The sequence below is a fragment of the Micromonospora inositola genome, from assembly GCF_900090285.1.
Lineage (GTDB): Bacteria > Actinomycetota > Actinomycetes > Mycobacteriales > Micromonosporaceae > Micromonospora > Micromonospora inositola.
On the sequence record NZ_LT607754.1, the window covers coordinates 2,703,432 to 2,729,060 of the forward strand.

Here is a 25,629-nt window from a genome sequence, read left to right on the forward strand (position 1 = left end):
GCCGAGCCGACGACGACCGGGATGAACGCTGGTCATACCCAGCGGTAATCTTTCGGGCATGACTGCCAAGGTGACTCTCTCGTTCTCGGACGAGACGATCGAGGAGGCGCGCCGGTTCGCCAAGCGGGAGGGACTGTCGCTCTCCGCCTGGATGGACCGGGCCGCCCGGGAGAAGGCGCTGCGCGAGGTCTTCACCGCGCACGCCGCCGCCGTCGGTCGCGCCGGCCTGGATCTGGAGTCCGCCGCCCTCGCCGACGCCCACGAGGTCGCCATGGTCGACGACGTGCTCTTCGGCGGGCGCCCGAGTGCTGCGTAGGGGAGAGGTCTGGCGCATCGAGGGCGCCCGGGAACGGCTCGGGCTGGTGATCAGCTCCGACGTCTACAACTCCACCGACGTGCCCATCGTGATCGTGGCCGAGGTGGTCGACGAGTCGCTGTTGCGGGACTCGCCCCTCGCGGTGTCGATGGGCCGCTGGGTGGTGATGCCCGACCGGCTCTCCGCACCGATGAAGAAGTGGTTCACCGAGTGCGTGGACGTGGCCGACACGGAGACCATGCAGCGGGTCGGCCGGGCGCTGCGCATCCTCCAGGAGATCTGACCGCCTCACCACCGGTCCGGGGCGGACGTGCGATCCCCGTTTCCGGAACGACCCCCGACGGGCACCGTCGGGAAACCGCCCGTTCCTAGCGTCCTCCTCGTCGCATCGACGAGGAGGAGTCGCCGTGAGCACACTGGCCCCCGCCCCAACCCTGACCCCGACCGCCGCCGGGCGCCGGCAGGCGATCACCGACTGGCGCCCCGAGGACCCGGACTTCTGGCGTAAGACGGGCGCCCCGATCGCGAGGCGCAACCTGTACGTCTCCATCTTCGCCGAGCACGTCGGCTTCTCGGTGTGGAGCCTCTGGTCGGTGATGGTGCTCTTCCTCGGCCCGCAGTACGGCATCGACCCGGCCGGGAAGTTCCTGCTCACCGCCGTACCGGCCGCGCTGGGCGCGGTGCTGCGGCTGCCGTACACCCTGGCGGTGGCCCGCTTCGGCGGCCGGAACTGGACCATCGTCAGCGCGCTGCTGCTGCTGGTGCCGGCGGTGCCGATGGCGCTGGTGATCGAGCCGGGCGTGTCGTACCCCACGCTGATGGTGCTGGCCTGCCTGACCGGGGTGGGCGGGGGCAACTTCGCCTCCTCGATGGCGAACATCAACCTCTTCTACCCGGACCGGCTCAAGGGACGGGCGCTCGGCCTCAACGCCGGTGGCGGCAACCTCGGGGTACCGGCGGTGCAGTTGGTCGGGCTGGCGGTGCTGGCCACCGCCGGGGCCGCGTACCCCCGGCTGGTGCCCGCGGTCTACCTGCCGCTGATCGTCCTCGCGGCGCTGGCCGCGGCGCGCTGGCTGGACAACCTCCCCGGGGCCCGAAACGAGCCCGGTGCACTGCGCGAGGCCGCCCGGGAACCGCACACCTGGGTGATGTCGCTGCTCTACGTCGGCACCTTCGGCTCGTTCATCGGGTTCGGCTTCGCCTTCGGGCAGGTGCTCCAGCTCCAGTTCCACGAGGAGTTCCCGACCCCGGTCGACGCGGCCTGGCTGACCTTCCTCGGACCCCTGGTCGGCTCGCTGATCCGACCGCTCGGCGGGCAGCTCGCCGACCGGCTCGGCGGGGCCCGGGTGACCTTCTGGAACTTCGTCGCCATGGCGGCCGGCGCCGGGCTGGTGCTGTACGCGGCCCGGGAGCGGTCGCTGCCGCTCTACCTGGCCGGGTTCCTGTCCCTGTTCGTCTTCTCCGGGATCGGCAACGGCTCGACGTACAAGATGATCCCGGCGATCTTCCGGGCCCGGACGGCGGCCGAGGTCGATCGTGGGGTCGACCCGGCGGCGGCCGCGCGCCGGGGTCGGCGGCTGTCCGGGGCGCTGATCGGCATCGCCGGCGCGGTCGGCGCCTCCGGCGGGGTGCTGGTCAACGTCGCCTTCCGGCAGTCGTTCCTGACCTCCGGGAACGCGGACGCCGCCTACCTGGCCTTCATCGGCTGGTACGCGCTCTGCTTCGTGGTGACCTGGGCGGTCTACCTCCGGCCGGGGCCACGCCGACTGGCCGGCGTGTGACCTGTACCATCGCCATGTCGCGAGCCGCGCTGGGGTGACCCCCCGTTTTGACCCGCCGACCGGGCGGCGGGTATCGTTGCCTGCTGTTGTACGACATCCAGAGGCGTGCCGCATCAGGTACGCTTGGTCGTTCGTGCGCGCCTGGTCACCTCGGCGCGCGACCCCAGACCGACGACGAGACAAGGTAGACCTGTGCGTACGTACAGCCCGAAGCCGGGTGAGATCGAGCGTCAGTGGCACGTTATCGACGCCTCTGATGTCGTGCTGGGCCGCCTGGCCACCCACGCCGCCACGCTGCTGCGCGGCAAGCACAAGCCGACTTTCGCGCCGCACGTCGACACGGGCGACTTCGTCGTCATCGTGAACGCGGGCAAGGTTGCGCTGACCGGCAACAAGCGGCAGACCAAGATTGCCTACCGCCACTCGGGTTACCCGGGTGGTCTGAAGCAGGTCGGCTACGACGAGCTGCTGACCAAGCGTCCCGAGCGGGCCGTCGAGCTGGCCGTGAAGGGCATGCTCCCGCACAACAAGCTCGGCCGTCAGCTGATCAAGAAGCTGAAGGTCTACGCCGGTGCCGAGCACCCGCACGGCGCGCAGCAGCCGGTGCCGTTCGAGATCAAGCAGATCGCGCAGTGAGCGCGGGCGAAGGAAGCAGCATGACCGACATCACCGAGACCGAGGTTGCCCCCGAGGCCGCCGAGGCGCCGGCGCCCGTCGCCCGCGCGCCTCGCGGTGACCGCCCGATCCAGACCGTGGGTCGGCGCAAGGAGGCCATCGTCCGGGTTCGCATCGTCCCCGGCAGCGGCAAGATCACCTGCAACGGCCGGGACCTCGAGGCCTACTTCCCGAGCAAGGTGCACCAGCAGCTCATCAAGGACCCGCTGGTGACCGCCGAGAAGCCCGAGGCGTTCGACGTCATCGCCAACCTGCGTGGCGGCGGCACCACCGGCCAGGCTGGTGCGCTGCGGCTGGCCATCGCCCGGGCGCTGATCGTCAACGAGCCGGACGACCGCCCGGCCCTGAAGAAGGCCGGCTTCCTGACCCGTGACGCCCGGGTCAAGGAGAGCAAGAAGTACGGCCTCAAGAAGGCCCGTAAGGCTCCTCAGTACTCGAAGCGCTGATCACCACCAGCGCGTTGTACTTCTTCTGACGGACGGCCGGTCCGCCTCCCCTCGACCGGGGAGGTGGGTCGGCCGTTCCGCTTTCTCCTCTCAACGGCAGTTCCATCGGAGGTTGGCGGGTATGGGCCGGTTGTTCGGCACGGACGGGGTACGCGGGCGGGCGAACGCGGATCTCACCCCGGAGTTGGCGCTCGCGGTGGCGGTGGCCGCCGCCCACACGCTCGCCGAGACGGACAAGAGCCATCCGCCGCTCGCGGTGGTCGGGCGGGACACCCGGGCCAGCGGCGAGATGTTGGAGGCGGCCGTGGTGGCCGGCCTCACCAGCGCCGGCGCCAACGTGGTGCGGGTCGGTGTGCTGCCCACCCCCGCGGTGGCGTTCCTCACCGCGGAGGCCAAGGCCGACCTGGGCGTGATGCTCTCCGCCTCGCACAACCCGATGCCGGACAACGGGATCAAGCTCTTCGCCGCCGGTGGGCACAAGCTGCCGGACGAGATCGAGATGCGGATCGAGGCGGCCGTCGAGGCGAACGCCACCACCGCCTGGGACCGGCCGATCGGGGCCGGCGTCGGGCGGGTGCACGACCTGCTCGACGGCGCCGACCACTACGTCCAGCACCTCGTCGGCACGGTGCCGCACCGCCTCGACGGGATCAAGGTCGTGGTGGACTGCGCGAACGGCGCCGCCGCCGAGGTCGCCCCGGTGGCGTACCGGGAGGCGGGCGCCGAGGTGATCGCGATCCACGCCGAGCCGGACGGGCTCAACATCAACGACGACTGCGGCTCCAACCACATCGACACGCTGCGCGCCGCCGTGGTCGAGCACGGCGCGCACCTGGGCATCGCCCACGACGGCGACGCCGACCGGTGCGTCGCGGTGACCGCCGACGGCGACGAGGTCGACGGCGACCAGCTGATGGCCATCCTGGCGCTGGCCATGCGGGAGGCCGGCGAGCTGACCCAGGACACCCTGGTCGCGACGGTGATGAGCAACCTCGGCCTACGGCTGGCGATGTCCGCGCAGGGCATCCGCCTGGTCGAGACCAAGGTCGGCGACCGGTACGTCCTGGAGGAGCTGCGCGCCTCCGGCCTCGCGCTCGGCGGCGAGCAGAGCGGCCACATCGTCATGCCGGCGTACGCCACCACCGGCGACGGGGTGCTGACCGGGCTGCACCTGATGTCCCGGATGGCCGCCACCGGCAAGTCCCTCGCCGAGCTCGGCTCGGTGGTAACCAAGCTGCCCCAGGTGCTGATCAACGTGCCGGTCGGCGACCGTACCGTGGGCGCCGCCGCGCCGGCCGTCCGCGCCGAGGTGGAGCGGGCCGAGGCCGAGCTGGGCGAGACCGGCCGGGTGCTGCTGCGCCCGTCGGGCACCGAGCCGCTGGTCCGGGTGATGGTCGAGGCGGCCACCGAGGCGACAGCCCGCGAGGTCGCCGAGCGCATCGCCGCCCACGTCCGCACCGCCAGCCCCACCGCCTGACCGACCCGGCACGGGCCGGACCTGCCGGCGCGTCGGCTGCTCGTCACTCCTCGGCGAGCAGCCGTGCGGTCGGGAGCCGGCGCAGCAGGGCCGCCGGCAGGAGCGCCGCCAGGCAGCTGACGACGAGGCCGGCGACCGCCGTGACGACAGCCACCAGCAGCAGGCTGCCGGGCAGCGAACCGATCAGGCCCACCGCGCCGAGCAGGCCCAACAGGGCCCCGGTGACGGCGCCGAGCCCACCGAGCGCGAGACCTTCGTAGCCAATCAGCCGGCCGAGCGCCGCGTCGGTCCAGCCGATCGCCCGCAAGGTGGCCAGCTCGGCGGCCCGGTCGCGGATGCCGAGATAGAGCACGTCGGCCACGGCGGCCGTGCCGAGCAGCACGGTCGCGGCCGCGGCGACGACGTCCGGGCCGCGCACGCTCAGCGAGATCGCGTCCCCCAGCAGGCTGCCGACGACCGCGCCCCGGAACGCGTACGAGACGGCACCCACCAAGGTCAGCGCGGCGACCCCGATAGCCAGGGCTCCCGCGCCGAGCAGGCTCCGCCCCGGCGTCCGGGCGAGGTTCGTGACGGCCAACCGGAGCACGGTGCGGGGCCGCCCCGCCCGGCGGGCCGCCGCGACGGGCGGCCGCAGGGCGGCGGCCGGATGCGCGCGACCGGCGCGCAGTGCCGGCGCCAGACCCGCGACCAACGCCAGCAGCAGCGCCACCGGGACGGCGAGGACGGCCCGGCGCCAGCCGACGTCGATCCCGAGCGCGGCGGAGACCGGTGTCGCGAGGGCGAGGGACAGCAGGCCGGCGGCGAGGCCGAGCGTGGCCACCTCGCCGAGGACGAGCATGGTGATCCGCCGCGCCGGCCAGCCGAGGCAGCTGAGCAGGGCCAGCTCCGACCTGCGGTCCCGGACCGCCGCGGCGACCGCGTTGCCCAGGAAGAGCGCGCACACGACCAGGACGAGCAGGAAGAGCAGCACGCTCTTACGGTCGACGGCCTGCACGATGACCGACGCGACACCGAGGGCGGACCAGTTCTCGGCCAGCCGGAGCGCGGGCCGGCCGAACGATCCGGCGGGCAGCTCGACGGTCTGCGGGGCGGGGGAGGAGCCGAGGGTGATGTCCACGTCCAGGCCGGTGGCCGCGGCGATCTGCTCGGCCACCAGGCGGACCCGTTCCGCGGAACGCTCGCTGTAGCCGTCGACGTCGGCGACCCGTACCCGGATCGCGCTGATCGGCGCGGAGCGCTGCGGGCCGGCCGCCTCCTCCAGCAGCTTCGGCAGGGCGGCGAGGTTCGTCAGCAGGAACGGCGGGGTGCCCAGGTAGCCGCCGGGGTTGCCGCTGGGCAGCAGTGGCTGACCGCCGAGCGCCGCCCGGCTGCGGGCGTCCGCCCCCTCGGCCGTGGGCGGCTCGTACGTCTCCAGCGGCACCCTTGACAGGTCACCGAACCTGGCCAGCCGCTCCGGGTCGAAGACACCGACCGGCCGCCACCCGGGATAGCGCGTCACCGGGGTCTCGCGGATCTCCAACTGTCGGAGCGGGCGGAACGAGACGTCGGCGCTGAGCCAGGGCACCGCTGTCGGCTCGTTGGGCAGCGCGTACGCCCCCGGGTCGGGGTCGACCGTCCGGGCCCGCAGCACGCCGTCGGGAAGCTCGTCGTAGCCGGTCTGCCCCGCCTGCACCAGGGGCCACAGTGCGGCGTAGCAGCAGTCGCCGCCGCCCTGGACCTCGGCCGTCATCTGTGCGCTGTGCGCGGTCTCGACGTCCAGCCTCGCGGATCCGGCGGGTGTCCGGTCGGCCGTCGCCAGCGCCCGGGCCACTGCCGCGGCGGAGAGACCGGCCACCCGCTCGGGGCGGAGCCGGGAGTAGGAGACCGAGACGGTCCCGTCCACGTACGGGCGGCTGGTGACGAGCACCGGGAACTGCGTGTTCTGTGTCCCGGGCAGGTCCACCGGCAGGTCGTCGGTACGGAGCGTCCGGCCTTCCGCGACGGCGGCGTTCAGCCCGACCAGGCGCTCCTCGGCGGGTGGGTCGACGGCCGCGATCAGGAACGGCACGTACCAGCCGATGGAGACGACCAGGCGGTTGACGACCCTCACACGCCGCTCGCCGCGCACGACCTCCATGTCCTCGAACCGCCCGTCGGGGAGCAGCCGGAATGCCAGGAAACTGCTCTCCTCCAGGTCGGAGCGCGTGGTGCCGGCCTCGCCGCCGACCTCGGGTGGCCCGCAGATCGGTTCGGCCCGCCCGTCGGGGAGGACCTCCAGGGGAACCCCGTGGCCCCCCTCGCACACCCCCACCCGATAGGTCTTGCCGTTGCTGTACCGGACGGGCCCCGACCCGTCTTCCCCGCCGAAGTCCGGGTAGACCACCTCGTTTCGCGTCACGTAGGCGTAGTGCGGGTGGGCCGAAGCGTGGCTCAGCCCCCGCTCGGCGGAGAAGGTCGGATCGATCCGGATGACCTGGCGCTCGGCGTTCCGGTCCACCGCGGCGGTCAAATCCATCTTTACCGGCACCCCCCTGGTGGAGTAGCCCAGCATGGCGATCGGCGCCGCGACCCGCACGCCGTCGATGGCCGCGACCTGTCGGTACTGGGACATGGTGATGCCACCGAAGAGCCCGGAGAGGTAGTTGGGCTGCACCAGCCCGCGCGCGGCCTCCTGCGCGGTCCGGCTGCCCTTCGGCCGGACCAGGATGTCGTACGCGGCCGCGCTGTTGCGCTCCACCGCCCCGATCACCTGCAGACGGGACGCGGTCGTGGTGCCGGTGAGCACGATGAAGCCGGTGGTCGCGACGAGCGCGCCGACCAGCAGAGCCACCGACCGTCCGGCCCGGCCGCGTAGCTGGCGCCAGATGAAACCGAGCATGTCGCACCGCCTCTCCGTCAGATGCCGCCCGTCAGGGCGGACGCCGCCAACCGCCGCCCTGCCGCCTACAACCGCAGGCGGGAGGCCCGGTCGAAGGTCTCGGCCGGATCCTCGCCGTCGGTGAGGTCGAGATCCTCCACGACCCTGCCGTCGCCGAGCCGGACCAGCCGGTCGCAGCGGGCGGCGATGGCCCGTTCGTGGGTGGCCAGCAGGATCGTCATGCCGTGCCGGTCGCGCAGTTCGAGCAGCAGGTCGAGGATCTGCCCGCCGGTGGTCGAGTCGAGGTTGCCGGTCGGCTCGTCGGCGAGCAGCAGCCGCGGTTCGCCCATCAGCGCCCGGGCGATCGCCACCCGCTGCTGCTGGCCACCGGAGAGCTGGGCAGGCAGGGCCCGTTCCCGGCCGGCCAGGCCGACCGCGCCGAGCAGCTCCCGGGCCCGCGCCGCGTGGTCGGCCCGCCCGCGGCGCGGCAGCACCGGCGCGATCACGTTGTCCAGCACGGTGAGCGCCGGCAGCAGGTGATAGCGCTGGAAGACGAAGCCGACCCGCTGCCGGTACCGGGCCAGGGCCGCCCGGCGCAGGCCGGTCACCTCGACGTCGTCCACCGTCACGGTGCCCCGGTCGGCCTGCTCGATCGCTCCGATCATGTGCAGCAGCGTCGACTTGCCCGAACCGCTCGGGCCGGTCAGCGCCACCACCGAGCCCGCCCCGATCTCGAGCGACACGTCGTCGATCGCGGTGAGCCGCTCGGCGCCGGTGCGGAACTGCCGGACCAGCCCGGCCGTCCGGACCGTACTGCCCGTGGTCGCGTCCATGGTCACTCCTCTGCGAGCAGTCGTGCGGTGGGGAGGCGGCGCAGCAGCGCAGCCGGGACGAGCGCGGCCAGCGAGGTGACCAGCACCCCGGCCAGCGCCACCGCGGCGGCGACCAGCAACAGCGGCCGGGGCAGGTCACCGACCAGCCAGGCCGCGCCGCCGAGGCCGAGCGCCGCGCCGGTGAGGGCGCCGAGCAGACCGAGGGCGATTCCCTCGTACCCGATCAGGCGGCCCAGCGCGGCGTCGGTCCAGCCGACCGCGCGCAGGGTGGCCAGCTCGGGCGCCCGGTCCCTGATGTTCAGGTAGAGCACGTCGGCGACGGCGGCGGCGCCGAGCAGCACGGTGGCGACCGCGGCCATGGTGTCCGCGCCGCGCACGCTCAGCGAGACGGTGTCGCCGAGCAGGCTGCCGACGATCGCGCCGCGGAAGGCGTACGCGGCGGCGGTGACCAGGGTCAGCGCGGCCACCCCGATGGCCAGCACGCCCGCGCCGAGCAGTGTGCGCCCGGGCGTGCGGACCAGGTTGACCAGGGCCAGGCCGGGCAGGGCGCGCGGTCGGCGTACCCAGCGGGCCGTCGCCACCGGCTGCCGGAGCGCGGCGGCCGGGTGGGCGCGCGCGGCCCGTAGCGCCGGTGCCAGGCCCGCGACCAGCGCCAGCAGCAGGGCCACCGGTACGGCGAGCAGCGCCCGTCGCCAGTCGACGTTGATGCCCAACGCGAACCCCAACGGGAACGCCAGGCCGACGGCGAGCAGCCCGGCCGCCAGCCCCAGCAGGGCGACCTCACCGAGGATCAGCGCGCCGATCCGCCGGGCCGGCCAGCCCAGGCAGGCGAGCACCGCCAGTTCCGGCCGGCGGTCCCGGACCGCGGCGGAGACCGCGTTGCCGAGGAAGAGCATGCAGACCACCAGCACCAGCCCGAAGAGCGCCACGCTCTTGCGGTCCACCGCCTTCGTGATGGTCGAGGCCACCCCGAGGGCGGACCAGTTCTCGGTCAGCCGCAGCTCGGGCCGGCCGAACGCGCCGGCCGGCAGCTCCACGGTCTGCGGGGCGGGGGACGAGCCGAGGGTGATGTCCACGTCGAGCCCGGTCACCCGGTTGATCTGCTCGGCGATCAACCGGACCCGCTCGGCCGAGCGTTCGCTGTAGCCGTCCACGTCGGCCACCCGCACCCGGATGGCGCTGATCGGGGCCGTGCCCTGCGGGCCGGTGCCTTGCAGCAGGGTCTGCACGCTGGCCAGGTTGGTCAGCAGCAGCGGCGGCGCGGAGAGGTAGCCGGCCGGGTTGCCGCTCGGCTCCAGCGGCTGCCCGCCGAGCGCGGCCCGGCTGCGCGCGTCGGCGCCCTCGGCCCGCGGCGGCTCGTACGTCTCCAGGGGGACCCGGCCCAGGTCGCTGAAGCCGGCGAGCTGCTGCGGGTCGAAGACGCCCACCGCCTTCCACTGCCGGGCGTCCTGCTGGGAGGGCGGCAGCTTCACCGTGGTCAGCGGCCGGAACGACACGTCCTCGGTCAACCACGGCCGGGCGAACCAGGTGGCGAGCTTCGGATCGGCGTAGACGGACGGATCGATGGTGGCCGTGCGGGCGCGCAGGGTGCCGTCCGGGCGCTCGTCGTACCCGGTCTCGCCCGGTTGCAGGATCCGTTGCAGCTCACCGAAGCAGCAGGTGCGCCCGTCGAGCCCGGTGGCCAACTGCCTCCGGTACGCCGAGACGGCGTCCTGGGTGCTGCCGCCGGCTGGGGTCGCGGGTGCGGCGCGCAGCGTCCCGGCCAGGTCCTCCGGGCGCACCCCGGCGATGCTGCGGTCCGGGACGATCCGGGTGTAGCCGGCGCGGAGGGTGCCGTCGAGGAAGGGCCGGCTGGTGGCCAGCACGGGCAGGGTCCGCGAACGCAGGCCTCCCTGGTAGCGGTTGTCGGCGACCCGGTCGTCGACGGCGAGTGGCCGGCCGTCCACCACCGCGCCGGAGAGACCGACCAGCTGCTGCTCGGCGTCCGGGTCGACGGCGGCGAGCAGGAACGGCACGGTGAGGCGCAGGTGCAGCAAGAGCCGGCTCTCGGCGCTGGACGTCCGCGTGCCCGGCCTTTCGCCCGGCGTGGGACGCTCGAAGCGCCCGTCGGGCAGTAGTCGGAACGTCTCCACCCGCCGGGTCTGCCGCTCGGTGAGGCTGAAGAGGGTGTCGAGCTGGGCGGTGTACGGGTCGCAGACCGGCGCGCTCCGGCCGTCCGGCAGCACCTCGCGGGCGACCAACCCGCACTCCTGGGTGTCGTACGCCCGGCCGTCGGTGTAGCGCACGGCGGCCGGCTCGTAGCTGTCGCCCAGCCGGGGGTAGAGCAGCCGGTGCTTCGTCACGTACACGTAGATCGGCTTGGCCGGGGCATGGGTGAGGCCGCGTTCGGCGAGGAAGGTCCGGTCGACCCGGATGACCTGGCGGTCCAGGCTCCGGTCGACCGCGCCGATCAGGTCGACCGGCATGTCGATCGGGGTCGTCGAGTAGCCGAGCATCGCGATCGGAGCGGCCACGTCCACCCCGGCGACCGCCCTGACCTGCTCGTACTGGGCAGGGGTGATGCCGCCGTAGAGGCCGGAGAGGTAGTTGGGCCGGACCAGCTTCCGCTCGGCCTCCAGGGGAGCGCGGGTCCCCTGCGGACGGACGAGGATGTCGTACGCCGCGCGGGTGTTCCGCTCGACGGTGCCGGTGACCTCCAGCCGGGAGGTGGTGGTGGCGCCGGTCAGGACGACGAAACCGGTGGTCGCCACCAGTACGCCGGCCAGCAGCGCCACCGACCGTCCCGCACGGCCACGTAGCTGCCCCCAGATGAAACGGAACATGTCGCGCCTCCCCGTGTGCCGAGCACACTGTGCGCGATACATTGTGACAATGCAAGACCCCTTCGGGCGGACGCGCCCGGACCGGATTGGAGGAGACGGTGGCGATCCAGCACGCGGTCCTGGCCCTGCTCGCGCGTGGCCGCAGCCACGGCTACGAGCTGAAGGGCGCCTTCGAGCAGGCGGTCGGCCCGCAGTGGGGCCCGCTCAACATCGGGCACCTCTACCAGATCCTCGACCGGCTCTCCCGGGAGGGCCTGGTGGTCGCCGAGCGGCAGGCCCAGCCGGTCAAGCCCGACCGGGTGGTCTACGAGATCACCGACGGCGGTCGGGCCGAGCTGGACCGCTGGCTCGCCGAGCCGAGCCCGCGCAGCGGCGGCTTCCGCGACGACTTCTTCCTCAAGGTCACCGCCGCGGCCCGCACCGGCGAGGCGGTGACCGTCCGGACCGTGCTCGGTAATCAGCGCGGGCAACTAATGCGGGAGCTGCGCAACCTCGACGGGCTGCGCCGCCGGGCGGACGACCCGGTGGTGCGGCTGCTCCTCTCGGCCGCCAGCCGGCACGTGGAGGCCGACCTCGCCTTCGTCGACGACGCCGAGTCGGCGCTGCTCGCCGACGGCGGCGCGGTGCTCGGCACGCTGGCGGGCAGCGCCGGGACCGCCGCGCCGACGGAGGGCACCGGCCCGGCCCGCGCGGCCGGCTGACCAGCCGGCGGTCGCCGGCTGAGCACCCGGCCCGAGCAGGGAGCCGGCTGACCACCCGGCGGCTCGGCCGGCTCCGTGCTCGGTCGGGCGGCCGGCCGCCGCTCGGTCGCTCGGGCACGGCCGGTCAGCGTGCCTCCGGGCCCGGTGGGGACACCGTCTGACGGCGGCGGTCAGGCCGTGGACACCCGGCGCAGGAAGCGGCCCGCCAGGTCGGTGATCTGGTCCGCGTCCAGCTCCAGGGCCGGGCCGGCGACCGTCACCTCGGCCGTCGCCACGCCGGGCACCTCGGTGTCGCGCCAGCCGCTGACGAACCAGGCCTTCTCCTCCTCGGCGAGCGCGAGGTTGGCGTCGTTCAGGGCGTCCGCCGGGTGGGGCAGCCAGAGCCGGAACTGGTGGGTGTGCGGCGGCGCCGGGTGGACCCGGGCGCCCGGCAGCCCGGCCAGCGCCTCCGCCACGCGCTTCGCGTGGGCGACGTAGCCGGGCAGCCGGGGCAGCTCGCGGTCCAGGCCGGCCAGGGCGGCCAGCGCCGCCGGCCACTGCTGGAACAGGTTGCCGCCGTAGCGGTGCCGCCAGGCCCGGGCGTAGCGGACCAGCTCGGCCGTGCCGGCGAGGGCCGCGCCCGAGTGGCCGCCGAGGGATTTGTAGAACGAGACGTAGGTGCTGTCCGCCAGCCCGGCGACCTCGGCCGGCGAGCGCCCAAGGTGGACGGTGGACTCCCAGAGCCGGGCACCGTCCAGGTGCACCCGGAAGCCACGGTCCCGGGCCGCCCCGACCACCGAGACCAGCTCGTCCCAGCTGGGCAGGACGAAACCCGCGTCCCGCAGCGGCAGCTCCAGCAGCAGGGTGCCGACCGGCTCGTCCAGCCCGGCGATCTCCTCGGCGGTCGGGTTGCGCGGCGCGCCCGTGGTCCGTACCGCACGCAGGCCGCCGAGCACGGCGTACGCGTCCCGCTCGTGCATCAGCGGGTGGCTCAGCGGGTGCAGGCCGACGGCGTCCCGGCCGGTCAGCTCCGCGCCGTACCGCATGGCGACCTGCTGGGCCATCGTGCCGGTGGGGAAGAACGCGACCGCCTCCGTGCCCAGCAGTTCGGCCACCCGGAGCTCCACCGCCTCGACCGCCCCGCCCTCGCCGTAGAAGTCGGGCAGCAGCTCGTCGGTCGCGGTCGCCCGGATCGTGTCGAGCTGCTCGGCCACCGATGCCGGCCGGACCCCGGCGAGCACGGTGTCGCAGGCGCGCAGCGCCGCCACCCGGCGGACCCGATCGGCGTACCCGTCGGTCATCGGTTCTCCTTCAGTCGGCGCAGCCGGACCACCGCCTCGGTCAGCACCTCGGGTCGCTTGCAGAAGGCGAACCGGACCAGCCGGCGGCCCGCCTCCGCGTCGTCGTAGAAGACCTGCGTCGGGACCGCCACCACGCCGCAGCGCTCGGGCAGCGACCGGCAGAACTCCACCCCGTCCCGGCCGCCCAACGGGGTGACGTCGGCGGTGACGAAGTAGGTCCCCTCCGGGGCGTACACCTCGAAGCCGGCGTCGGTGAGCCCGTCGACGAGCTGGTCCCGCCGCCGCCGCATGCTCTCGGCGAACTCCGCGAAGTACGCGTCCGGCAGGGCCAGCGCCACGGCGACCGCCGGTTGCAGCGGGCCGGCGTTGACGAAGGTGAGGAACTGCTTGACCCGCAGCACCGCGGAGACCAGCGGCGCGGGCCCGCTCACCCAGCCGACCTTCCAGCCCGTGCAGGAGAACGTCTTGCCGGCCGAGGAGATCCGCAGCGTCCGCTCCCGCATCCCGGAAAGCGTGGCCAGTGGCACGTGCGGTGCGGCGGCGTCGGGGAAGACCAGGTGCTCGTAGACCTCGTCGGTGACCGCGTAGGCGTCGTGCGCCCGGCAGAGCTCGGCAACCAGCGCCAGCTCGTCCGGGGTGAACACCTTGCCGGTCGGGTTGTGCGGGGAGTTGAGCAGCACCAGCCGGGTCCGCGGCCCGAAGGCGGCGCGCAGCTCCGCCGGGTCGAAGGCGTACCGGCCGTGGGCGCCGGGACGCAGCGTGACCGGGCGGCGGACCGCGCCGGCCAGCGCGATCGAGGCGGCGTACGAGTCGTAGTACGGCTCGAAGCAGACCACCTCGTCGCCCGGCTCGCAGAGCGCGAGGATGCTGGCGGCGATGGCCTCGGTGGCGCCCGCCGTCACCACGATCTCGCGGTCCGGGTCGTACGCCAGGCCCCAGAACCGGCGCTGATGGGCGGCGACGGCCGCGCGCAGCGCCGGGATCCCCGGGCCCGGCGGGTACTGGTTGTGGCCGGAGCGCAGCGCCTCGGCGGCCGCCGCCAGCATCTCCGGCGGACCGTCGGTGTCGGGGAACCCCTGCCCGAGGTTGACCGCGCCGGTACGCACGGCGAGCGCGGACATCTCGGCGAAGATGGTGGTGCCGAACGGCCGCATCCGGGCAACCAGGGGGTCCGTCGTCGTCACGCGGGCCAGCCTACGGGCCGGCGCCGACGCCGCAAGCCCGCCGTCGACCACGCGACCACCGCGCCGGTGACCGTTCGTGATGGGTGGTATGTCCGGTCCTTCGGCGGTGTTCACCTGATCGCTCAAATTCAGTGATCGTTTACCGGGCTTCCGCGCACGCACGATGAGCGAAACTGAGTTAGGCTCGGGGCCATGTGTGGAATCGTGGGTTACGCGGGCGCGCGCCCGGCGCTTGGCATCGTGCTCGACGGACTGCGGCGGCTGGAGTACCGCGGCTACGACTCGGCCGGCGTCGCCATCGTGTGCGACGACGAGCTGCTGATCGAGAAGAAGGCCGGCAAGCTGGCCAACCTGGAGAAGGTGCTCGCCGAGCGGGCCGCCGTCGACCCGGAGTCCTGCGCCGCCAGCCCGATCGGCATCGGCGACGGCACCACCGGCATCGGCCACACCCGCTGGGCCACCCACGGCGGCCCCACCGACCGCAACGCCCACCCGCACGTCGCCCCCGACGGCCGGGTCGCGGTGATCCACAACGGCATCATCGAGAACTTCGCCAAGCTCCGCGCCGAGCTGGAGGCCGACGGCGTCGAGTTCGCCAGCGACACCGACACCGAATGCGCCGCGCATCTGCTCTCCGCCGCGCTGGCCGACCTGCGCTCGGCCGGCGAGGTGGACAGCCCGCAGCTGCTCGCCTCCGCCATGCGGGTGGTCTGCCAGCGGCTGGAGGGCGCGTTCACCCTGCTCGCCGCCGACGCCGGCATCCCCGGCGCGGTGGTCGGCGCCCGGCGCAACTCGCCGCTGGTGGTCGGCCGCGGCGACGGGGAGAACTTCCTGGCCAGCGACGTGGCCGCGTTCATCGAGCACACCCGCGACGCGGTCGAGCTGGGCCAGGACCAGATCGTCCTGATCACCACGGACAGCATCGAGATCACCGACTTCGCCGGGCAGCCCGCCACCGGCAAGGACTTCCACATCGACTGGGACGCCTCGGCCGCCGAGAAGGGCGGTTACGACTGGTTCATGCTCAAGGAGATCGAGGAGCAGCCGCAGGCGCTCGCCGACACGCTGCTCGGCCGGCTCACCGAGACCGGTGAGATCGCCCTCGACGAGGTCCGCCTCAGCGAGCAGGACCTGCGCGACGTCGACAAGATCTTCATCGTCGCCTGCGGCACCTCGTACCACTCCGGGCTGGCCGCCAAGTACGCCATCGAGCACTGGACCCGCATCCCCTGCGAGGTCGAGCTGGCCAGCGAGTTCCGCTACCGCGACCCGGTCCTCGACCGGTCCACCCTGATCGTGGTGATCTCGCAGTCCGGCGAGACCATGGACACTCTGATGGCGCTGCGCCACGCCAAGGAGCAGAAGGCCCGGGTGCTGGCCATCTGCAACACCAACGGCTCCACGATCCCGCGCGAGTCGGACGCCGTGCTCTACACCCACGGCGGCCCGGAGATCGCGGTCGCCTCCACCAAGGCGTTCCTCACCCAGCTCGTCGCCTGCTACCTGATCGGCCTGCACCTGGCCCAGGTGCGCGGGATCAAGTTCGCCGACGAGGTGGGCGCGGTGGTCGCCCAGCTCCAGGAGATGCCGGGCAAGCTGCGCGAGCTGCTCGACCGGATCGAGCCCGTCCGTGAGCTGGCCCGCGAGCTGAAGTCCGAGCCGACGGTGCTCTTCATCGGCCGGCACGTGGGCTACCCGGTGGCCCTGGAGGGCGCGCTCAAGCTCAAGGAGCTGGCGTACATGCACGCCGAGGGCTTCGCCGCCGGCGAGCTGAAGCACGGCCCGATCGCGCTGATCGACAAGGGCACGCCGGTGATCTGCGTCGTCCCGTCGCCGGTCGGCCGGGGCATGCTGCACGACAAGGTCGTCTCCAACATCCAGGAGGTCCGCGCCCGTGGCGCCCGGACCATCGTGATCGCGGAGGAGGGCGACGAGGCGGTCGTCCGCTACGCCGACCACCTGATCTACGTGCCGCGTACGCCGACCCTGCTGGCCCCGCTGGTCACCACGGTGCCGCTGCAGGTGCTCGCCGCCGAGATCGCCGCCGCGCGCGGGCACGACGTCGACCAGCCGCGCAACCTGGCCAAGTCGGTCACCGTCGAGTAGCCAGCTCCCGTCCGCTCCGGGGCCCCTCCACCGCCCGGTGGAGGGGCCCCGCGCGTTCACCGGCCCAGCACGATCCGGGCCATCCCGTCCAGGGCGGGATTGCCGGGGTCCCAGTAGCCGGTGTGGCCGTACCGGCCGCTGGGGAAGGGTCGGCCGCCGAAACCCGGATCGCTCGGGTCGTGCCCGAACCACAGCTCGTGCCCGGCCCGGTCGAGCAGCGCCGCCGCCGGGCCGAGCGGCGTCGCGCCGAGCACCGCCCGGCGGGCCAGCTCGTCGGGCGGCCGGGCCAGCCGGATGACGTCGTCCGGCGCGGTGCTCGCCCACACCTGACCAGCCGGCATCCGCAGCTCGGCGGCGTGCGCCACGCCCACCCCGGGCGAGCCCACGAAGACCAGCGCGTCGACGCTCAACCCGTGGTCGCGGGCGGCCGTGCCCACCACCACCGACCCGTAGCTGTGCCCGAGCACGGTGTGCCGGGCCGGCGGCCCGTCGTGGGAGGCGCGCAGCCCCTCCTGGAACCGGTGCAGCGCCGGCCCCGCGTCCCGGGCCTGCCCGCCCCGCGCCGCCTCGTGGAGGAAATCCGGGGCGTCGTAGTCCAGCCAGAGCAGCGCCGCCGTCTCCTCGGCCGGGGCGAGCGCCGCGCAGCGGTCCAGCACCCGAGCGGCCCGGCCCAGCTCACCAGGGGCGTCGGCCAGGTCCGCGGTCATCCCCGGCACGTACGTCAGCACCGCGCCGGCCCGGTCCGGGTTGCCCAGCGCCACGATCGCCCGCCCGTCGCCGGCCGGGTCGAGCCCGAGCAGGTACGCCCGGGGTGGCCCCGGCGCGGCCAACCGCTCGGCGAGCGCGTCCAGCCCGCGCAGCGCCGCCGCGACCCGGGCCAGCCCGGCCACCTCCACCGCACCGAGGGGCGCCCGGCTCAGCAGCCCTCGCTGCCGCGCCAGCAGCGCCGCCCGCCGCGCGGCCAGCAGCAGCCGGTTGGCCTGGTCCCGAGCGGTCACCGGCACCCCGTCCAGGCGACCGACCAGGGCCGGCTCGTGCGCCACCAGCCACCGGCGCTCGGCCGGCGTGAGCCCCGCCCACCAGCGGCCCACCTCTGCCGGGCCGGCACCCGCCGGCGGCCGCCGGCCGGGCGGGACGCTCACCCAGCCCACGCCGGCCGCCGCCGACAGCTCGGCCAACCGGGCGGTCGCCTCCCGGTCCGCCGCCGCGGCCAGCTCCACCGCCCGTCGCACCGCCGCCGCCACCTGGGCCACCCCGGGGCCGACCCGCTCGGCGGGACGCGGCACCGCCGGATCCGCCCGGACCCGGCCCGCCCGGTCGACCAGCAGCCGGCCCTGGTCGGCCAGGGCGACGGCGGCGGCGAGCCGGGCCTTCGCCCCGCGCAACCGGGCGGCGAACTCGGCGAGCACCTGGTCGACCTCGATCAGCGCGGGCAGCACGTCGGTCAGCTCGGTGCGCAGCGCGGTGACCCGCTCCCGCGCCGCGTCGCCGGCCGCGCCGGACCAGGCCGGACGCAGGCCGGCCACCCGGGCGTCCAGCCCGTCGGCCCGCCGGCCCATCGGGCGGGTCAGCCCACGCCAGGCCGCCCCGGCGGCGGCCCAGGCGGCCGGGTCGACGGACCAGAGCTGGGCGTACCCGACCGCCTCCGGCGGAGCGGCGGGGCCGGCGCCCGGGGGCGCGACGCGCCGGGCTGCCGAGGGCGCGGGGCGGCGGCTCACCGGGGCACTCCGGCCAGGCGTCGGGCGGCGCGGTCGTCGACCGCCTCGTAGCCCTCCGCCGCGACGCGGATCGCGTCGGCGGTGCCCGCCACCCGGGCCGCCAGCGCCCCGCACCAGCGATGCACCGCCGACTCCAACTCGGCCAGCGCCACCCCGGCGCGCCAGCCCTCGGCCGGCACCACCAGCCCCGGCGTGCCGGCCAGCCCGCAGGCCAGCCGGTACGCGTCCTCCCCGAGCGACCGGGCGACCTCGCGCAGCAGTTCGAGCTCGACGGTCAACGGCACCTCGGTCATCGGCGGGCTCCCCGGCTCGGCTGCCGCCGACGGGACGTCGGGCGGCGGATCGACGCCCACCCCGGCGACGGGTCCGGGTCGGGCGGGCAACGGGGACGACGTTAGGCAACGGCCGCCCCCGGGCACCGGCCCTGTGGACGACGGGCGGTGGTCGTACCGGCGGATTGTCCACAGGCGTTGCCCATCGCGGACCCGGTGGCTAATCTGCGACCCCCACCGCCGGTAGGGTGAGTGCCGTGATCGTGGCTGTCGGCATCGACGTCGTGCTGGTGGACCGGTTCGCCCGGGCCCTCGCCCGGACGCCGCTGCTCGCCGACCGGCTCTTCACCGAGCCCGAGCGCTACACCCGTTCCGGCAACCCGCGCTCGCCGGAGTCGATGGCCGCCCGCTTCGCGGCCAAGGAGGCGGTGGCCAAGGCGCTCGGCGCCCCCGCCGGGCTGAGCTGGCACGACTGCGAGATCGTCCCGGACCCGGACGGCCGGCCCTGGCTGACCGTCTCCGGCACGGTCGCCGCCGCCTCGGCCGAGCGCGGGATCAACCGCTGGCATCTGTCGTTGTCGCACGACGGCGGGATCGCGTCGGCGATGGTGGTGGCGGAACGGTGAGCTGACCGGCGGGCCGACCCGCCGGGGATGGGACGGGCTGGCATGAAACCGGTGTGGCGGGTCGGCGACGTACGCGCGGCGGAGGCGGGGCTGATGGCCACCCTCCCGCCCGGGACGCTGATGCAGCGGGCCGCCGCCGGGCTGGCCCGCCGCTGCGCGCTCCTCCTCTCCGACCGGGGCGGGGTCTACGGGGCCCGGGTGCTGCTGCTGGTCGGCTCCGGTGACAACGGCGGTGACGCCCTGTACGCGGGCGAGCGCCTGGCCCGGCGCGGGGCGGCCGTGTCGGCGCTGCTGCTCGCCCCTGGTCGGGCGCACGCCGAGGGGCTGGCCGCGTTCCGCGCCGCCGGCGGCCGGCTGGTCGACCGGCCGCCCGCCGTGGTCGACCTGGTGCTCGACGGCATCGTCGGGATCGGCGGCACCGGCGGGCTGCGGGAGACCGCCGACCAGTTGGCGGCGAGCCTGCTCCGGTACTGCGGGCGGGACGGCGACCGGGCCGTCGTGGTGGCGGTGGACGTGCCGAGCGGCGTCGCCGTGGACACCGGGTACGTGCCGCTGACCGCGTCCGGCGGGCCGAGCGCGGTGCGCGCCGACGTGACGGTGGCCTTCGGCGCGCTGAAGCCGGCGCTGGTGGTCGGCCCGGCGGCCGAGCTGGCCGGGCACGTCGAGCTGGTCGACATCGGGCTGGCGCCGTGGCTGCGCGGGTCGCCGGCGCTGCGGGTGACCGAGTGGTCGGACGTGGTCGACTGGTGGCCGCGGCTCGGCGCGTCCTCGGAGAAGTACACCCGGGGCGTGGTCGGGGTGGCGACCGGGTCGGCGACGTACCCGGGGGCGGCCGTGCTCTCGGTCGGTGGCGCGTTGGCCGGGCCGACCGGCATGGTCCGCTACGCCGGCGGGGCGCGCGCGGAGGTGCTGCACCAGCACCCGTCGGTGATCGCCACCGGCCGGGTCGCGGACGCCGGCCGGGTGCAGGCCTGGGTCTGCGGCTCCGGGCTGGGGATCGGCGAGGAGTCGGCCGCCGAGCTGCGGGCGGTGCTGTCGGCGCCGGTGCCGGTGGTGCTCGACGCCGACGCGCTCACCCTGCTGGTGGACGGCAAGCTGGCCGACCGGCTGCGCGATCGGGACGCCCCGATCGTGGTGACCCCGCACGACCGGGAGTACGCCCGGCTCTGCGGCGAGAGCCCGGGCGTGGACCGGGTGGCGGCGGCGCTGCGGCTGGCCGCCTGGATGAACGCGGTGGTGCTGCTCAAGGGGGACCGCACGATCATCGGCACGCCGGGCGGCCGGGCGTACGTCAACCCGACCGGCACCCCGGTGCTGGCCACCGGGGGCACCGGCGACGTGCTGGCCGGGCTGCTCGGCTCGCTGCTCGCCGCCGGGGTGCCGGCGGACCGGGCGGCCGCCGCGGCAGCGTACCTGCATGGGCTGGCCGGCCGGGAGGCCGCCCGGGGCGGTCCGGTGACCGCGCCCGACGTGGCCGCCGCCCTGCGCCCGGTGCTGGCCCGACTGCCCTGACCGCCCGGCCGGGCCGCGTCCGGCGGGCCGGACCGTGCGGCTGCGACCCGGCGTGATCACCGACGGAAGTACGCTGGAGGCATGTGGCAGTCGGAGGTGCGCGTCGACCTGGACGCGATCCGGGAGAACGTGGCCCGGTTGAAGTCGGGCACCAGCGCCGAGCTGATGGCGGTGGTGAAGGCCGACGGGTACGGCCACGGCATGGTCCCGGCCGCCCGTGCCGCGCTCGACGCCGGGGCCGACTGGCTCGGTGTCTGCACCCTCGACGAGGCGTTGACCCTGCGCCGGGAGGGGATCACCGCGCCGGTGCTGGCCTGGCTGCTGAGCCCGGGGCTGCCGCTGCACGACGGGGTCGCCGTCGGCGTGGACCTGGGCTGCGCCAGCCTGCCGCAGCTGGACGAGATGATCGAGGCGAGCCGGCGCGCGGACCGCCCGGCCCGCCTGCACCTGAAGATCGACACCGGGTTGTCCCGGGGCGGGGCCACCGTCGCCGACTGGCCCACCCTGCTGGAGGCCGCCGCCAAGGCCCAGGCCGACGGCCTGGTCGAGGTGGTCGGCGTGTGGAGCCACTTCGTGTACGCGGACTCACCCGGCCACCCCACCACGGACCGGCAGCTCGCCGTCTTCCACGAGGGGCTGGCCATGGTCGAGCGGGCCGGGTTGCGCCCGCGCTACCGGCACCTGGCCAACTCCGCCGCCACGCTGACCCGCCCGGACACCCACTTCGACCTGGTCCGCCCGGGGCTGGCGATCTACGGCCTCTCCCCGGTGGCAGGCGAGCGGTACGGGCTGCGCCCGGCGATGACCGCCCGGGCCCGGGTGATGCTGACCAAGCGGGTGCCGGCCGGCACCGGCGTCTCGTACGGCCACACCTACCTCACCGAGCGGGAGGCGAACCTGGCGGTGGTGCCGCTCGGCTACGCCGACGGGGTGCCCCGGCACGCCTCCAACACCGGCCCGGTGCAGCTCGGCGGCAAGCGGCGGACCATCTCCGGCCGGGTCTGCATGGACCAGTTCGTGCTGGACTGCGGCGACGACGAGGTGGCCGCCGGTGACGTGGCGACGCTCTTCGGCAGCGGCGCGGACGGCGAGCCCACCGCCGACGACTGGGCCGAGGCGGTCGGCACCATCAACTACGAGATCGTGACCCGGTTCGGCGGGGTCCGGGTGCCCCGCGTCTTCGACGGCGAGCGGGCGTGAGCGCGAGGAGTGAGCCGGGGTTGCGAGCCCCGCAGTCGCGAGCCGAGGTAGCACCGTGAGCGCGAGGAGTGAGCCGGGGTTGCGAGCCCCGCAGTCGCGAGCCGAGGTAGCACCGTGAGCGCGAGGAGTGAGCCGGGGTTGCGAGCCCCGCAGTCGCGAGCCCAGGTGGCACCGTGAGCCAGCGGTTCCGCATCCCCCGTCCCCGGACGGCGGCCGGCAAGGTCGCGGGCGTGGTCGGGGCTGCCGTCGGCGTGGCCGCCGCCGGGCTCGCCGCGGGCGTGGTGAGCGAGCGGGTCCTGATCCGCCGGCTCAAGGACGACCCCGCCGATCCGTACGCGCACGAGGTCTTCGGCGAGCAGCGGTACGACGAGTCGTACCGGTTCGAGATGCCGGACGGCACCGACATCCACGTGGAGGTGGTCGAGCCGACCCGCCCGGTCGCCGGGCACCCGACCGTGGTGCTGGTGCACGGCTTCTGCCTGGACATGGGAACCTTCCACTTCCAGCGGAAGATGCTCGCCGCGCGCGGCGACCACCGGATCGTCGCGTACGACCAGCCGGGGCACGGCCGGTCGGGCCGGCTGGAGACCGGGGAGTACGACCTGGTCGCCCTGGGCCGGACGCTGCGCCGGGTGATCGACGAGACCGCGCCGGAGGGGCCGCTGGTGCTGGTCGGCCACTCGATGGGCGGGATGACCATCATGGCCCTGGCCGAGCTGTACCCGGAGATGTTCGGCGACCGGGTGGTCGGCACGGTGCTGATGGCCACCTCGGGCGGCCTGCTCGCGGAGACCAAGCTGGTGGCGCCCGCCCTGATCGGCCGGGTCGGCGCCCCGGTGCTCTACATGATGAGCAACGCCACCCGGTACGGCGGCACGGTGATCGACAAGGCCCGGAAGTCCACCACCAACGTCGCCTGGCTGCTGACCCGCAGGTACGGCTTCGGCACCCCGAAGCCCAGCCCGGCCCTGGTCTCGTACGTGGAGACGATGAACTCGCGGACCTCGGCCGACACGGTGACCCGCTACCTGCGGACCCTGGCCACCCACTCCCGGTTCCCGGCGCTGGCCGCGTTGGCCGGCACGCCGGTGCTGGTGATCGTCGGGGACAAGGACATGCTCACTCCGGTGACCCACTCCGAGGAGATCGTCCGGCGGCTGCCGCACGCCGAGTTCGTGAAGATCCACGACAGCGGGCACGTGGTGATGCTGGAGCACGCCGACGAGGTCAACGCGGCGCTCGAGAACTTCCTGGAGGGGTTGTGAGCGGCGTCGTCATCGAGCTGAAGACGGTCGATGACACCCACGAGTTCGGCCGCCGGCTGGCCGGTGTGCTGCGCGCCGGTGACCTGCTGCTGCTCAGTGGCCCGCTCGGCGCGGGCAAGACCGCGCTCACCCAGGGCATCGGCGCCGGCCTCGGAGTGCGCGGCGACATCACCTCGCCGACCTTCGTGATCGCCCGGGTGCACCGGCCGGACCCGGCCCGGGGCGGCACGGTCGCCCTGGTGCACGCCGATGCGTACCGGTTGGGGGAGTCGGCGGACCCGCGCGCCGAGATCGACGACCTCGACCTGGACGCCTCGGTGGACGAGGCGGTGACCGTGGTCGAGTGGGGTGAGGGGATGGTCGAGCAACTGGTCGACGCCCACCTGCGCATCCGCATCGACCGGCGCGAGGACGACACCCGGGTGGTGACCCTGGAATCGGTCGGCGGTGACTGGGCGGAGCGCGTCGCCACCCTCGACTGACGGCTGTCGTACCCGCTGCCTACAGTGCCCGGGACCGACTGCGAAAGGTTGCCGATGCCCGACGACGCCCCCACCCTCGACCTGCTGGCGCTCCTCCCCGATGAGTGGCGGACCGTGCTCGACCCGCACCTCGACCCGGCCCGCACCGCGGCGCTGGCCGAGTTCGTCGCCCGGGAGTACGCCACCCGGACCGTCTTCCCCCCGGTCGAGGACCTCTTCTCCGCCTACCGGCTGTGCGGGCCGGCGGAAAGCCGGGTGCTGATCCTCGGGCAGGACCCGTACCACAAGGCGGGGCAGGCGCACGGGCTGAGCTTCAGCGTGCGCGAGGGGGTGACGGTGCCGCCGTCGTTGCGCAACGTCTTCAAGGAACTGGGCGAGGACCTGGGCGTGCCGAAGCCGGGCAGCGGCAACCTGAACGGCTGGGCGGCGCAGGGCGTGCTGCTGCTCAACTCGGTGCTCACCGTCCGGCAGGCCACCCCCGGCTCGCACGCCAACTCCGGTTGGGAGGAGTTCACCGACGCCACCATCCGCGCCCTGGACGCCCTCGACCAGCGGGTGGTCTTCCTGCTCTGGGGCGGGTACGCCCGCAAGAAGGCGGCCCTTGTCACCAACCCGCGGCACGTGGTTCTGGAGGCCGGCCACCCGAGCCCGATGAACCCGCGCGGCTTCCTCGGCAGCCGCCCGTTCAGCGCGGCCAACAAGGCGCTCGCCGACGCCGGCCTGCCCACCATCGAGTGGGAGCGCTCAGCCGGCTGACCGCTGGCGGTGGCGGCGCAGCAGGTCGGCGGCGCGCGGATCGGTCAGCTCCACCTGGAGCAGCGGCACGACCCGATAGGAACGGCCGGCGTGCCGTACCTCGATAGACTCGGGCAGCTCGTCGCACAGCTGAGCCCGGATTTCGCCGTACCGGGTCCGCCAGCGGTGCTCGCCCGGCTCCTCCGGCTCCAGATGGAGACCGCCGAACTCCTCCCACCGGGCGTTCCGGCGCTGTCCGTACGCGGCTCTCAGCCAGGCGCTGAACCGGGCCGAGTCGCCCCCAGAGCGTCGATCTGGTCGGCCAACGACCGCGCCGCCAGCTCCGCCATCCTGGCGTCCAGGTGGGCGTCCAGCGGCTCGACGGCGACGGAAAGTTGGAGGTCGAGCGCAGCCAGGAGGCGCTCGACCAGCGGGATGCTGGGCATCCGGTCACCCCGCTCGACCCGGGCCACCGCGGCCTGACTCGCCCCGGCCAGGTCGGCCAGCGCCCGCTGGGTCACTAGCCGGGTGTCCCGCACCCGGCGAAGGGTGGCGGCGGCTCCGGACCGGGCGCCGACGTGGGACGGCCGTCGCTGGTCGCGGTCCCCGTCCGGCCGGGACGGGGTGTGACCGGGCATGAGCGGGGAGCCGACTAGGCTGGCATACCGTGCTCGTACTGGTGGTGGACTCCTCGACGCCCGCGGTGACCGCGGCGCTGGTCGAGGTCACGGCGGACGGCGTCGCGGCCCGCGCCCAGCGGTGCACGGTCGACGCCCGGGCGCACGGCGAACTGCTCGCCCCGCAGGTCGACGCCGTGCTGGCCGACGCCGACGCCCGGCCGGCCGACCTGGCCGCGATCGTCGCCGGACTCGGCCCCGGGCCGTTCACCGGGTTGCGGGTCGGCCTGGTCACCGCCGCCACCATGGGCCAGGTGCTACGCATTCCCACGTACGGCGTCTGCTCGCTGGACGGCCTCGGTTACCCGGTGGCGGCCGGCGAGCCGGTCCTGGCCGCCAGCGACGCCCGCCGCCGGGAGGTCTACTGGGCCGTCTACGACGGCGCCGGTCAGCGGATCGCCGGGCCGAACGTGGACGCCCCCGCGGTCGCCGCCGAGCGCGCCCGCGACCTGGCAGTCACCGTCGCGGTGGGCGACGGCGCGCACCGGTACGCGGACGTCCTCGGCCTGCCACTGCGGGCCGAGCCGCGCTACCCGGACGCCACCGTGCTGGCCGCGCTGGCCGCCGAGCGGATCCGGGCGGGCGCCCCCGGCGAACCGCTCACCCCGCTCTACCTGCGCCGCCCGGACGCGGTGGCGGCGACCGGGCACAAGCCGGTCCTACCGTGAGCGCGAGGAGTGAGCTG

Annotated in this window: 23 protein-coding genes; 15 read left to right on the plus strand and 8 right to left on the minus strand. The window is 74.6% G+C overall.

Annotated elements, in window-relative coordinates:
• Nucleotides 1-58 precede the first annotated feature (58 nt).
• From GA0070613_RS13035 to glmM, 6 genes are all read left to right on the plus strand, one after another.
• Complete coding sequence (locus GA0070613_RS13035) at nt 59-316, plus strand: DUF6364 family protein (protein ID WP_089012542.1); 258 nt, start codon at nt 59-61, stop codon at nt 314-316.
• The gene (locus tag GA0070613_RS13040; RefSeq protein WP_089012543.1) at nt 306-599 is read left to right on the plus strand and encodes a hypothetical protein; all 294 of its coding nucleotides are present in this window, start codon (nt 306-308) and stop codon (nt 597-599) included. Before GA0070613_RS13035 ends, GA0070613_RS13040 begins: the two co-directional genes overlap by 11 nt.
• Nucleotides 600-723: 124 nt before the next feature.
• Nucleotides 724-2,097 carry an MFS transporter gene (locus GA0070613_RS13045; protein ID WP_089012544.1) on the plus strand — a complete coding sequence of 458 codons (1,374 nt, stop codon included), beginning with the start codon at nt 724-726 and terminating at the stop codon, nt 2,095-2,097.
• Between the two features lie 192 nt (nt 2,098-2,289).
• On the plus strand, nt 2,290-2,733 hold the full coding sequence (rplM, locus tag GA0070613_RS13050; RefSeq protein WP_089012545.1) for a 50S ribosomal protein L13: 444 nt from the start codon (nt 2,290-2,292) through the stop codon (nt 2,731-2,733).
• A gap of 20 nt (nt 2,734-2,753) precedes the next feature.
• Nucleotides 2,754-3,218, plus strand: a complete 465-nt coding sequence (rpsI, locus tag GA0070613_RS13055) for a 30S ribosomal protein S9 (RefSeq protein ID WP_089012546.1) — start codon at nt 2,754-2,756, stop codon at nt 3,216-3,218.
• A gap of 121 nt (nt 3,219-3,339) precedes the next feature.
• Nucleotides 3,340-4,695 carry a phosphoglucosamine mutase gene (gene glmM / locus GA0070613_RS13060; RefSeq protein ID WP_089012547.1) on the plus strand — a complete coding sequence of 452 codons (1,356 nt, stop codon included), beginning with the start codon at nt 3,340-3,342 and terminating at the stop codon, nt 4,693-4,695.
• A 43-nt stretch (nt 4,696-4,738) separates the two neighbouring features.
• Here glmM and GA0070613_RS13065 read toward each other — a convergent pair whose 3' ends face one another.
• The 3 genes from GA0070613_RS13065 to GA0070613_RS13075 form a co-directional block, all read right to left on the minus strand.
• The gene (locus tag GA0070613_RS13065) at nt 4,739-7,552 is read right to left on the minus strand and encodes an FtsX-like permease family protein (protein WP_089012548.1); all 2,814 of its coding nucleotides are present in this window, start codon (nt 7,550-7,552) and stop codon (nt 4,739-4,741) included.
• A 65-nt stretch (nt 7,553-7,617) separates the two neighbouring features.
• Entirely contained in the window at nt 7,618-8,364 is a 747-nt protein-coding gene (locus tag GA0070613_RS13070; protein WP_089012549.1) for an ABC transporter ATP-binding protein, read from the minus strand.
• A gap of 2 nt (nt 8,365-8,366) precedes the next feature.
• The gene (locus GA0070613_RS13075) at nt 8,367-11,186 is read right to left on the minus strand and encodes an FtsX-like permease family protein (protein ID WP_172875808.1); all 2,820 of its coding nucleotides are present in this window, start codon (nt 11,184-11,186) and stop codon (nt 8,367-8,369) included.
• Between the two features lie 98 nt (nt 11,187-11,284).
• On the opposite strand from GA0070613_RS13075, the gene GA0070613_RS13080 reads away from it, so the two are divergent.
• Entirely contained in the window at nt 11,285-11,887 is a 603-nt protein-coding gene (locus tag GA0070613_RS13080) for a PadR family transcriptional regulator (protein WP_172875809.1), read from the plus strand.
• Between the two features lie 170 nt (nt 11,888-12,057).
• Here GA0070613_RS13080 and GA0070613_RS13085 read toward each other — a convergent pair whose 3' ends face one another.
• Both GA0070613_RS13085 and GA0070613_RS13090 read right to left on the minus strand, forming a co-directional pair.
• A complete protein-coding gene (locus GA0070613_RS13085; RefSeq protein ID WP_089012552.1) occupies nt 12,058-13,167 on the minus strand; it encodes a threonine aldolase family protein in 1,110 nt (369 codons plus the stop codon).
• Entirely contained in the window at nt 13,164-14,351 is a 1,188-nt protein-coding gene (locus GA0070613_RS13090) for a pyridoxal phosphate-dependent aminotransferase (RefSeq protein WP_089015914.1), read from the minus strand. The genes GA0070613_RS13085 and GA0070613_RS13090 overlap by 4 nt, the downstream gene beginning before the upstream one ends.
• Nucleotides 14,352-14,543: 192 nt before the next feature.
• Here GA0070613_RS13090 and glmS point away from each other — a divergent pair, with 192 nt between their 5' ends.
• A complete protein-coding gene (gene glmS / locus GA0070613_RS13095; protein WP_089012553.1) occupies nt 14,544-16,457 on the plus strand; it encodes a glutamine--fructose-6-phosphate transaminase (isomerizing) in 1,914 nt (637 codons plus the stop codon).
• A gap of 56 nt (nt 16,458-16,513) precedes the next feature.
• Here the strand turns inward: glmS and GA0070613_RS13100 are convergent, their stop codons facing one another.
• Complete coding sequence (locus tag GA0070613_RS13100; RefSeq protein WP_231929767.1) at nt 16,514-18,175, minus strand: alpha/beta hydrolase; 1,662 nt, start codon at nt 18,173-18,175, stop codon at nt 16,514-16,516.
• Nucleotides 18,172-18,468: a type VII secretion target gene (locus GA0070613_RS13105; protein WP_089015916.1), complete on the minus strand. Its 297-nt coding sequence runs from the start codon at nt 18,466-18,468 to the stop codon at nt 18,172-18,174. The genes GA0070613_RS13100 and GA0070613_RS13105 overlap by 4 nt, the downstream gene beginning before the upstream one ends.
• A gap of 236 nt (nt 18,469-18,704) precedes the next feature.
• Here GA0070613_RS13105 and GA0070613_RS13110 point away from each other — a divergent pair, with 236 nt between their 5' ends.
• The 6 genes from GA0070613_RS13110 (at nt 18,705) to ung (ending at nt 24,288) form a co-directional block, all read left to right on the plus strand.
• Complete coding sequence (locus GA0070613_RS13110) at nt 18,705-19,073, plus strand: holo-ACP synthase (RefSeq protein WP_089012554.1); 369 nt, start codon at nt 18,705-18,707, stop codon at nt 19,071-19,073.
• A 42-nt stretch (nt 19,074-19,115) separates the two neighbouring features.
• A complete protein-coding gene (locus GA0070613_RS13115) occupies nt 19,116-20,585 on the plus strand; it encodes an NAD(P)H-hydrate dehydratase (RefSeq protein WP_089012555.1) in 1,470 nt (489 codons plus the stop codon).
• Between the two features lie 81 nt (nt 20,586-20,666).
• Nucleotides 20,667-21,785, plus strand: coding sequence for an alanine racemase (gene alr / locus GA0070613_RS13120; RefSeq protein ID WP_089012556.1), 1,119 nt, complete (start codon nt 20,667-20,669; stop codon nt 21,783-21,785).
• A gap of 173 nt (nt 21,786-21,958) precedes the next feature.
• A complete protein-coding gene (locus tag GA0070613_RS13125; RefSeq protein ID WP_089012557.1) occupies nt 21,959-23,050 on the plus strand; it encodes an alpha/beta fold hydrolase in 1,092 nt (363 codons plus the stop codon).
• Complete coding sequence (gene tsaE / locus GA0070613_RS13130) at nt 23,047-23,532, plus strand: tRNA (adenosine(37)-N6)-threonylcarbamoyltransferase complex ATPase subunit type 1 TsaE (protein WP_089012558.1); 486 nt, start codon at nt 23,047-23,049, stop codon at nt 23,530-23,532. Before GA0070613_RS13125 ends, tsaE begins: the two co-directional genes overlap by 4 nt.
• Before the next feature lie 54 nt (nt 23,533-23,586).
• The gene (gene ung / locus GA0070613_RS13135; RefSeq protein ID WP_089012559.1) at nt 23,587-24,288 is read left to right on the plus strand and encodes a uracil-DNA glycosylase; all 702 of its coding nucleotides are present in this window, start codon (nt 23,587-23,589) and stop codon (nt 24,286-24,288) included.
• A gap of 248 nt (nt 24,289-24,536) precedes the next feature.
• Here ung and GA0070613_RS33395 read toward each other — a convergent pair whose 3' ends face one another.
• A complete protein-coding gene (locus GA0070613_RS33395; protein ID WP_231929768.1) occupies nt 24,537-24,806 on the minus strand; it encodes a helix-turn-helix domain-containing protein in 270 nt (89 codons plus the stop codon).
• Nucleotides 24,807-24,934: 128 nt separating this feature from the next.
• Here GA0070613_RS33395 and tsaB point away from each other — a divergent pair, with 128 nt between their 5' ends.
• The gene (tsaB, locus tag GA0070613_RS13145; protein ID WP_089012560.1) at nt 24,935-25,612 is read left to right on the plus strand and encodes a tRNA (adenosine(37)-N6)-threonylcarbamoyltransferase complex dimerization subunit type 1 TsaB; all 678 of its coding nucleotides are present in this window, start codon (nt 24,935-24,937) and stop codon (nt 25,610-25,612) included.
• Nucleotides 25,613-25,629 lie beyond the last annotated feature (17 nt).